Genomic DNA, 9,265 nt, shown 5'->3' on the forward strand with positions numbered 1-9,265 from the left:
GTGAAGGTTATTTGAGCATAGGTTTAAGGAAGCGGGCGGTATGCGACGCCTCGCACTCCGCCACGGTTTCCGGCGTACCGGCGACGAGAATTTCGCCGCCGCCGCTGCCGCCTTCCGGGCCGAGGTCGACAATCCAGTCCGCCGTTTTAATGACGTCCAGGTTGTGTTCGATCACCACGATGGTGTTGCCCTGATCGCGCAACTGATGCAGAACGTCAAGCAACTGCTGAATATCGGCAAAGTGCAGGCCGGTGGTTGGCTCGTCGAGAATATACAGCGTCTGCCCGGTGCCGCGCTTCGACAGTTCGCGCGCCAGCTTCACGCGCTGGGCCTCGCCGCCGGAAAGCGTTGTCGCCGACTGACCAAGACGGATATAGGTCAGCCCTACGTCCATCAGCGTCTGCAGCTTACGCGCCAGCGCCGGAACCGCATCAAAGAACTCACGCGCTTCTTCAATGGTCATATCCAGCACTTCGTGGATGGTCTTGCCTTTGTACTTAATCTCCAGCGTTTCCCGGTTATAGCGCTTGCCTTTGCACTGGTCGCACGGCACGTAAATATCCGGCAGAAAGTGCATTTCGACTTTAATGACGCCATCGCCCTGGCACGCTTCGCAGCGACCGCCGCGCACGTTGAAGCTGAATCGCCCTGGCGTGTAGCCGCGCGAGCGAGACTCCGGCACGCCAGCAAAAAGCTCGCGAACCGGGGTAAAGACGCCCGTATAGGTCGCCGGGTTGGAACGCGGGGTGCGCCCGATTGGGCTCTGGTCGATATCGATCACTTTATCGAAATGTTCCAGCCCCTGAATATCCCGATACGGCGCCGGTTCGGCGATAGTCGCCCCGTTTAACTGACGCTGGGCGATGGGGAACAGCGTGTCGTTAATCAGCGTCGATTTACCGGAACCCGAGACGCCGGTGATACAGGTAAACAGCCCTACCGGTAGCGTAAGGGTCACATCTTTCAGGTTGTTGCCGCGCGCGCCGGTGAGTTTGAGCACTTTTTCTGGATTTGCCGGCACGCGTTGTTTCGGCACTTCAATTTTGCGTTTACCGCTCATGTACTGGCCGGTCAGCGATTCCGGTACCGCCATAATGGCTTCCAGCGGGCCTTCCGCCACCACCTCGCCGCCGTGAACGCCCGCGCCGGGGCCAATATCAATCACATGGTCGGCGGCGCGAATGGCGTCTTCATCGTGTTCCACCACAATCACGGTATTGCCAAGATTGCGCAGATGAATCAGCGTACCCAGCAGCCGTTCGTTATCGCGCTGGTGCAGACCGATGGACGGCTCATCCAGCACATACATCACGCCGACTAACCCGGCGCCTATCTGGCTCGCCAGACGAATACGCTGGGCTTCGCCGCCGGAAAGCGTCTCTGCCGAGCGGGAGAGCGTGAGATAGTTCAGGCCGACGTTCACCAGAAACTTGAGGCGATCGCCGATCTCTTTTAGCACTTTTTCGGCGATTTTCGCTCGTTGCCCGGAAAGCTTGAGATTAGTGAAAAAATCCATCGCATGGCCAATGCTCATATCAGAAATAGCAGGCAGCGGCGTATTTTCCACAAATACATGGCGCGCTTCGCGATTCAGTCGCGTGCCTTCACAGCTGGCGCAGGGGCGATTACTGATGAACTTCGCCAGCTCTTCGCGCACCGCGCTGGATTCCGTCTCTTTATAACGGCGCTCCATATTATGCAGCACGCCTTCGAACGGATGGCGGCGCACGGAGGTATCGCCGCGATCGTTCATATATTTAAATTCAATGTTCTCTTTGCCGGAACCGTACAGCACGACTTTATGTACGTTGGCGCTGAGGCTTGCCCACGGCGCATCTACGTCGAACTTATAGTGTTCCGCCAGCGACTTGAGCATTTGAAAGTAGTAAAAATTGCGACGATCCCAACCACGAATCGCGCCGCCTGCCAGCGACAGGTCGGGATTCTGGATCACGCGGTCCGGATCGAAATATTGCTGAACGCCGAGGCCGTCACAGGTCGGGCAGGCGCCTGCCGGGTTGTTGAACGAGAACAGACGCGGTTCCAGCTCGCGCATACTGTAGCCGCAAATCGGACAGGCAAAATTGGCGGAGAACAGAAGCTCCTCCGCTTTCTCATCGTCCATATCGGCAACAACCGCCGTGCCGCCGGATAATTCCAGCGCCGTTTCGAACGACTCCGCCAGGCGTTGGGAAAGATCGTTGCGAACTTTGAAGCGATCGATCACCACCTCAATGGTATGTTTCTTTTGTAGCTCCAGCTTCGGCGGATCGGAGAGATCGCAGACTTCGCCGTCAATACGGGCGCGAATGTAACCCTGGCTTGCCAGATTTTCCAGCGTTTTGGTGTGTTCGCCTTTACGCTCTTTAATAATCGGCGCGAGCAGCATCAGACGTTTGCCTTCCGGCTGTGACAGCACGTTATCGACCATCTGGCTAACGGTTTGCGCCGCCAGCGGCACGTCATGATCCGGACAACGCGGCTCGCCCACGCGGGCAAACAGCAGGCGCAGGTAGTCGTGGATCTCGGTAATAGTACCCACCGTAGAGCGCGGGTTGTGCGATGTCGATTTCTGTTCAATTGAGATCGCGGGCGATAGCCCCTCAATATGGTCGACATCCGGTTTTTCCATGAGCGACAAAAACTGCCGCGCGTAAGCGGAGAGCGATTCAACGTAACGACGCTGCCCTTCGGCATACAGAGTGTCGAAAGCCAGTGAGGATTTGCCTGAACCCGAAAGCCCGGTCACGACAATCAGTTTGTCGCGGGGGATGACGAGGTTAATATTTTTGAGATTATGGGTGCGGGCGCCCCGAACTTCGATCTTATCCATTCACCTTTCCCGGTAGAGACTCGGATGCCTGGTTTGTTTGAAGGACAAACGGCAGAAACGGCTAATTATGACACAATTTAACCTGTTTGAATATACAGTATTGGAATGCATCTTCAGCTAAAGTATGCAACAATATGAGGTTCGCGCGAGTGACCTGGAACCTGCATCGCAGCTATTAAAATGCTACGTGGAAATGGTACACTCACGCGTTTACACTATTTATGAAACGTATTCAGGAGACTCAATTATGGCCAGCAGAGGCGTAAACAAGGTGATTCTCGTTGGTAATCTGGGCCAGGACCCGGAAGTACGCTATATGCCGAGTGGCGGCGCTGTCGCCAACTTAACGCTGGCTACTTCTGAATCCTGGCGCGATAAGCAGACCGGCGAAATGAAAGAGCAGACTGAATGGCACCGGGTGGTGATGTTCGGCAAACTGGCGGAAGTGGCCGGCGAATATCTGCGTAAAGGTTCTCAGGTGTATATCGAAGGTCAATTGCGTACCCGCAAGTGGACCGATCAGAGTGGCCAGGAACGCTATACGACTGAAATTAACGTTCCGCAGATCGGCGGCGTGATGCAGATGCTGGGTGGTCGCCAGGGCGGCGGCGCACCGGCAGGCGGTCAGCAGCAGGGGGGTTGGGGTCAGCCGCAACAACCTCAGCAGCCGCAGGGCGGCAACCAGTTCAGCGGCGGCGCGCAGTCGCGTCCACAGCAATCCGCGCCAGCGCCGTCTAACGAACCGCCAATGGATTTTGACGACGACATTCCGTTCTGATTTTTGGTAAAAAACTCAAAGCGTTATTTGCATTTTCGCTATAGTTCTCGTCTGCTGAAATGCCTGGTGTAAACCAGGCATTTTCTTACCTGGTATTATTGTCTTTGTATCCCTTTCAAAAAAGAGAAGCGCATATCTTACGGAAAAATGTCGCTTATCGCCTCTGGCCGACTCGCCTCGGCACATCATTATCCAGCCGAAGTTCATAAATGTACTGCAATAACCCGGATTGTCTTAAATATGAAAGAGAAATCTCATCTGCAAAATATATAATTTATAGCCATTTTTTGACAACAAAAAGATATTATAAAATAACGGTAGAGAATGGTCGGTATTATCAATGGTTAATTAAATGTTTGCTTTAGCTTGTGATGAGCTCAAATATGATATGTGTATCTTGCTTTATTTTTAATTGCTGAAGATAAAATTGTTACTTATAGCTGGCTTTATATAAAAAATGGTTTTATTTGTGTATTTTTTTACACAATTCTGATTTTTTACTCCCCACTTATTATATTTTCAATGATTTAAGTTATATTGAAGTCCATATGACCCTATGTTTTAATTGTGAAAATTAATTTTATCCTCTGGAGGCAAATTTATTAAATACGTATGGTTATAACGCGTATTAAAAAGAAATATGTCCTTAAAATGATTTAGAGTTTCAATGATTAGCTAACAAATCTATTTATCGGCGGGTGGTTTTAATTTGCTGATGACTATTTTTTATTTATGAGTTGAGAGCTTATGCGATACCTATTATTGGGGAGGATATAGTTAGTGCAATAATTGATGTCTACCTAATTAAAAAAATGAAGAGTGTTTTTAATTAAAGCACTCATCTTTGTTGTGGGCGCATAAAAATGGCGTCGTTGTTTTTATTTTTCTGATTACGAGATGTAAGAAAACTGAAATCTATAAAGCGTATTGGTAGCAGGAAGCCAAGGGCGGTAGCGTTCACTTTCTGAATAAGTTGAGCATCCTTTATCCTTTCTAATCCACAAAAACATTTTATTCACAATGTAATATCAGGAGACAACATGGAAGACGAAAGTAATCCGTGGCCTAGTTTTGTTGATACATTCTCTACGGTATTGTGCATTTTTATATTTCTTATGTTGGTGTTTGCACTTAATAATATGATTATTATGTATGACAACTCAATTAAAGTTTATAAAGCAAATATAGAGAATAAGACTAAATCTACTGCTCAAAATAGCGGAGCCAATGACGATTCAAATCCTAATGAAATAGTTAATAAGGAAGTGAATACTCAAGATGTGTCGGACGGAATGACTACAATGTCAGGTAAGGAGGTTGGAGTATACGATATCGCCGATGGTCAGAAAACTGATATAACGTCTACAAAAAATGAGCTTGTTATTACGTATCATGGCAGGCTGAGAAGCTTTTCAGAAGAGGACACTTATAAAATAAAGGCTTGGTTAGAAGACAAAATCAATAGTAATTTATTGATAGAAATGGTTATTCCTCAGGCAGACATCTCTTTCTCTGACTCTCTACGACTGGGATATGAACGGGGAATTATTTTGATGAAAGAGATTAAGAAAATATATCCTGATGTAGTTATTGACATGAGTGTTAACTCCGCAGCATCAAGTACAACGAGTAAAGCTATTATCACGACTATTAATAAAAAGGTGTCAGAGTGAAATATATAAATCATTACCGCTATTTGTTTGTCTGTTTTTTCCTTGCCATACTCCCTTTTTTTGCTTTATCTTTTCCCGGTATAAGAGAGTATGTTTTTGATAACTTCATGGTTTCTGCAATTTACAATGGAGTCATTATTGCCATTTATATTACAGGTTCTTTGTGTGCATTATTCACTATTCTTAAAAATATTTCAGCAAAAGACATATTAATAGCTCAGGACGCCAGTAGAAAAAATAGCATTCTTTCTAACCTCAATCAGGTTTTGTTTGCCGGGGAGTCCAAACAGTGTGATTTCAATTTACTGATGGAATTAGATGACAATGTGTCTACCGCCCGTAATCAACGATTGTCATTTATTATGAGCTGTAGCAATGTGTCGACGCTTGTTGGCCTGTTGGGGACGTTTGCGGGTCTGTCTATTACGATTGGTTCAATCGGGAACTTATTGAGCTCGCCATCAGATGTTGGCGGTGATAATGCAAGTAATACACTCAATATGATCGTGACAATGGTAGCGTCGCTTTCTGAACCATTGAAAGGGATGAATACCGCATTTGTATCTTCTATCTATGGTGTTGTTTGCGCCATACTCCTGACCTCACAAAGTGTTTTTGTTCGCAGCTCCTATTCCCTTGTTTCTACGGAAATCAAAAAATTAAAAATCATAAGCAACAGAGCCAATAATAAACAGCGAAGCCTGCGGGTTGAATCAGAGACGCTTGTAGAATTTAAAGAGTTGTTTAAAGCGTTTTTTGATAACTACCTGACAGTTGAAAACTTACGGACGCAGGATGAAGAAAAGAAACGAGAGATGCTATCAGATAGCTTTGTCACTTTGCAAAACCGACTATTGGATAACTCAGCAAAACTGGAACAAATTTCTACGCTGATTGATGGTTATCTGGTAAGCAGTAACGAAAATCTCAAAAAATTATCTGACGGTGTAATAACAATTACCTCTCGTTTATCTGAAGGTAATATCCTGCTTGCTGATAATAATGCACGACTGGAGGCAATGAGTACAATACAAAATATTATAGATAAAAAGAATGATTCAATAATGACATCAGTTGATAAATGTTATCAGGAATCTCTTTCACATGGTAAGACCATAAACGATATTGCCGCTGGCAGTGCCGATATTTCTCATACTCTCGATGGGCTGAGAAAAGAAATGGATGAGGATATGAATAATGTTCATTTAGCGCTATCCGATCTATCGGCTACTGATAAAAAGATTATTGCCAATACTAAAGAGATTAGTGCTGAAATGGTTAGCTACCGTGATACCTATATGCCATTAATGGAAAAAATAACATCTATGCATCAGGAAATAGTAAAGCAACGTTTGTTAAACAAGGAGGAAAAAAATGAAGATTAAGATGTTTTTTCTGACGACTGCTTTTATTACACAAAGCACATACGCCAGCGAGCTTCCGGTCATTCCTCTAAGAGATTTAGTTAATGCCGCATTAACGCATCAGCCCTCTGTTGCTGTTTCATATTATGAGACTGAAAAGAAAAACAGTGACTTAGATCTTTCACGGGCAGCACTTTATCCTACCCTGGATCTAACATCTGGCCTTAATAATAACAGGAAAGAGTCATCAGGTACCGAGAGGAACGTTGAAAATAAGGTGTCTTTATCATACCGAATAACGGATTTTGGAGTGAGGGGGGCTAATATCAGGAAATCTGAATATGAAAGAGATAATAGTAAAACTGACTATGAAAAAACAAAGAATATAGTGTCTCAGGAGGTTGTGACAACCTATTACAACATCAGTAAATATCGTGAAATGATTGATGGCGTAAATCTGGAGAAAGAGTTTTATAAAAAGATGCTGGAAACTTTTTCGTTGCTGGTATCTTCCGGTGTAGCTATGCAATCTGATATGCGTAAAGTACAAGTATCTATCGATGCATTAAATACCAGAAGCATTATGTATCAGTCGATGTTGGATGATGAAATGTATAAAATGCAGAATATGACTGGTCTGAATTTATCGCCAGTTCAGATTCAAAGCGATGAAAAATTCAACCTCTTCAAAAAATATATCTTTGTCGAAAGCCCTGAAAAACTTATGGACATGGTGATGAAATACAACGATGACTATAAGATGCTTGTCAATACCCGAAAAGCCGCGACCGAAGATATTAATGCCGCAAAATCATCCTATTTTCCGACTGTAGATCTTGTTTCCAGCTATGTACAGAATAACCCGAGCGGTAGTGCCAAAAAAAGTGATTATGAAGATGAATTTAAAACGGGTATCAATGTCAGTTTCAACATTTTTAATGGGTTCAGAAATTCAGCCCAGGAAAGAAAAATGGTGGCAAGTTACTCGCAGGCTAAGCTGCAAATTGACGATTTTTTGATTAAAACGCGTTATAACATTGATTCACAACTTTCAAGATACGCCGCTGCAAAAGAGACTTACTCAGTGGCGGAACGTTCACATACAAACGCGTTACAGCTTACTGAATTATATGAGCAGGAGTTTCAGTTAGGGCAAAAAAGTTTGCTTGATTTAATTTCAAGCCGTAATGAAGCATTTCAGGCATATGTAAGCATGATCGACAGCAAATATAGCCTGTATATTTTAAAGCTACAGCAACTCTCATTGATTTTTCATTTAATGGATTATTTAAAAGGAAATACTGAAAGTGAGTTAAATGTAATGAAATGAATAGAAGACAAAGCGATCATCTCATGATGATAATTATTTCTTTGACGATCTTAATTATTATCCTTACCTACTTTATAGAAATTAATTCAGTGGTTCATGGTCAGGGCGTTATCACTACTAAAGATAATGCTCAGTTAATATCTCTTTCTAAAGGAGGGACGATACAAGATATTTATGTAGCCGAGGGTGATACTGTAAAAAAAGGAGAACTCCTTGCAAAGGTCGTTAACCTTGATCTGCAAAAAGAATATCAAAGGTATAGAACTCAAAAAGGGTATCTGGATAAAGATGTTAACGAAATATCTTTCATTCTTGATAAAGAAAATGAGAGTGGGTTGATTACCCTGGATGGCACCCGTTCTTTAAGCAATAAAGAGGTAAAAGCGAATATTGAATTAGTGCATAGTCAGATAAGAGCTAAAGAGTTAAAAAAAACCTCTCTTGATTCTGAGATTAGCGGATTACAAGAGAAGCTGAGTTCGAAAGAAAAAGAACTCGCATTGCTTGCCGAAGAAATAAATATTCTTTCCCCACTGGTAAAAAAAGGAATTAGCCCATATACCAATTTTCTTAACAAGAAACAGGCGTATATAAAAGTTAAGTCTGAAATTAATGATATTGAAAGTAGCATCACTTTAAAAAAAGATGATATTGAGTTGGTTGTTAATGATATTGAGGCGCTTAATAATGAATTGCGACTATCTTTATCTAAAATAATATCTAAAAATCTTCAGGAACTTGAGGTTGTTAACTCTACATTAAAAGTAATAGAGAAGCAGATAAATGAGGAGGATATCTATTCACCGGTTGACGGTGTAATTTATAAAATCAATAAAAGTGCCACTACTCATGGTGGTGTGATTCAGGCGGCGGACTTACTTTTTGAAATAAAACCAAAAGTAAGGACTATGCTGGCCGATGTGAAAATATTACCCAAATACCGTGACCAAATATATGTAGATGAAGCCGTTAAACTGGATGTGCAGTCAATTATCCAACCAAAGATAAAATCGTATAATGCGACTATCGATAATATTAGCCCTGATTCCTATGAGGAAAATACCGGAGGAACAATTCAGCGTTATTATAAAGTAATTATTGCATTCGATGTTAATGAAGATGATTTACGGTGGTTAAAACCAGGTATGACTGTTGACGCCAGTGTAATTACCGGAAAACACAGCATTATGGAATACCTGTTATCTCCCTTGATGAAAGGCGTGGACAAAGCCTTTTCAGAACCAGTTAATACTAAACGATTAGATACACCTTGAGAGTGAATATAAT

Annotated in this window: 7 protein-coding genes and 11 other annotated features; of the genes, 6 read left to right on the forward strand and 1 reads right to left on the reverse strand. The window is 43.4% G+C overall.

The features are described 5' to 3' along the window. Window positions 1-7: 7 nt before the first annotated feature. Window positions 8-2,996, reverse strand: a protein-coding gene (gene uvrA, locus STM4254; protein ID NP_463119.1) for a DNA excision repair enzyme. Within the gene, window positions 8-2,833 belong to an annotated coding region; the region does not span the whole gene. Continuing rightward, a complete protein-coding gene (locus tag STM4255) occupies window positions 2,798-2,914 on the forward strand; it encodes a putative cytoplasmic protein (protein NP_463120.1) in 117 nt (38 codons plus the stop codon). The two genes, uvrA and STM4255, sit on opposite strands and share 117 nt — an antisense overlap. After that, window positions 2,835-2,840: a ribosome-binding site (putative RBS for uvrA; RegulonDB:STMS1H004157), on the reverse strand. It overlaps the preceding gene by 6 nt. Further along, window positions 2,915-2,933, reverse strand: a protein binding site (putative binding site for LexA, RegulonDB: STMS1H000244). Beyond that, window positions 2,915-2,935 (forward strand) — a protein binding site (putative binding site for LexA, RegulonDB: STMS1H000246). It overlaps the preceding feature by 19 nt. Continuing rightward, window positions 2,972-2,980, reverse strand: a -10 signal (putative -10_signal for uvrA; RegulonDB:STMLTH004659). Further along, window positions 2,981-2,989, forward strand: a -35 signal (putative -35_signal for ssb; RegulonDB:STMLTH004660). Next, window positions 2,981-3,611 (forward strand): ssDNA-binding protein gene (gene ssb, locus STM4256; RefSeq protein NP_463121.1). Within the gene, window positions 3,081-3,611 belong to an annotated coding region; the region does not span the whole gene. The genes uvrA and ssb overlap by 16 nt on opposite strands. Beyond that, window positions 2,988-2,996, reverse strand: a -35 signal (putative -35_signal for uvrA; RegulonDB:STMLTH004659). It overlaps the preceding gene by 9 nt. Next, window positions 3,008-3,016 (forward strand) — a -10 signal (putative -10_signal for ssb; RegulonDB:STMLTH004660). Then, window positions 3,067-3,072: a ribosome-binding site (putative RBS for ssb; RegulonDB:STMS1H004158), on the forward strand. Window positions 3,612-4,643: 1,032 nt before the next feature. After that, window positions 4,644-4,649: a ribosome-binding site (putative RBS for STM4257; RegulonDB:STMS1H004159), on the forward strand. Next, window positions 4,644-5,284, forward strand: a protein-coding gene (locus STM4257; protein NP_463122.1) for a putative inner membrane or exported. Within the gene, window positions 4,652-5,284 belong to an annotated coding region; the region does not span the whole gene. It overlaps the preceding feature by 6 nt. Next, window positions 5,275-5,280, forward strand: a ribosome-binding site (putative RBS for STM4258; RegulonDB:STMS1H004160). It overlaps the preceding gene by 6 nt. Next, window positions 5,275-6,669, forward strand: a protein-coding gene (locus tag STM4258) for a putative methyl-accepting chemotaxis protein (RefSeq protein NP_463123.1). Within the gene, window positions 5,281-6,669 belong to an annotated coding region; the region does not span the whole gene. Before STM4257 ends, STM4258 begins: the two co-directional genes overlap by 10 nt. Continuing rightward, window positions 6,652-6,657: a ribosome-binding site (putative RBS for STM4259; RegulonDB:STMS1H004161), on the forward strand. Its footprint overlaps the gene before it by 6 nt. Beyond that, the gene (locus STM4259; RefSeq protein ID NP_463124.1) for a putative ABC exporter outer membrane component-like protein occupies window positions 6,652-7,978 on the forward strand. Within the gene, window positions 6,659-7,978 belong to an annotated coding region; the region does not span the whole gene. The genes STM4258 and STM4259 overlap by 18 nt, the downstream gene beginning before the upstream one ends. Continuing rightward, a complete protein-coding gene (locus STM4260) occupies window positions 7,975-9,252 on the forward strand; it encodes a membrane permease (protein ID NP_463125.1) in 1,278 nt (425 codons plus the stop codon). Before STM4259 ends, STM4260 begins: the two co-directional genes overlap by 4 nt. Window positions 9,253-9,265 lie beyond the last annotated feature (13 nt).

The sequence above is a fragment of the Salmonella enterica subsp. enterica serovar Typhimurium str. LT2 genome, assembly GCF_000006945.2.
Classification (GTDB): domain Bacteria; phylum Pseudomonadota; class Gammaproteobacteria; order Enterobacterales; family Enterobacteriaceae; genus Salmonella; species Salmonella enterica.

Coding starts and splice junctions, on each gene's coding strand:
- STM4257 (NP_463122.1), top strand. CDS start 4,652: ATGGAAGACGAAAGTAATCCGTGGCCTAGTTTTGTTGATACATTCTCT.
- STM4259 (NP_463124.1), top strand. CDS start 6,659: ATGAAGATTAAGATGTTTTTTCTGACGACTGCTTTTATTACACAAAGC.
- uvrA (NP_463119.1), bottom strand. CDS start 2,833: ATGGATAAGATCGAAGTTCGGGGCGCCCGCACCCATAATCTCAAAAAT.
- STM4260 (NP_463125.1), top strand. CDS start 7,975: ATGAATAGAAGACAAAGCGATCATCTCATGATGATAATTATTTCTTTG.
- STM4255 (NP_463120.1), top strand. CDS start 2,798: ATGGGTGCGGGCGCCCCGAACTTCGATCTTATCCATTCACCTTTCCCG.
- ssb (NP_463121.1), top strand. CDS start 3,081: ATGGCCAGCAGAGGCGTAAACAAGGTGATTCTCGTTGGTAATCTGGGC.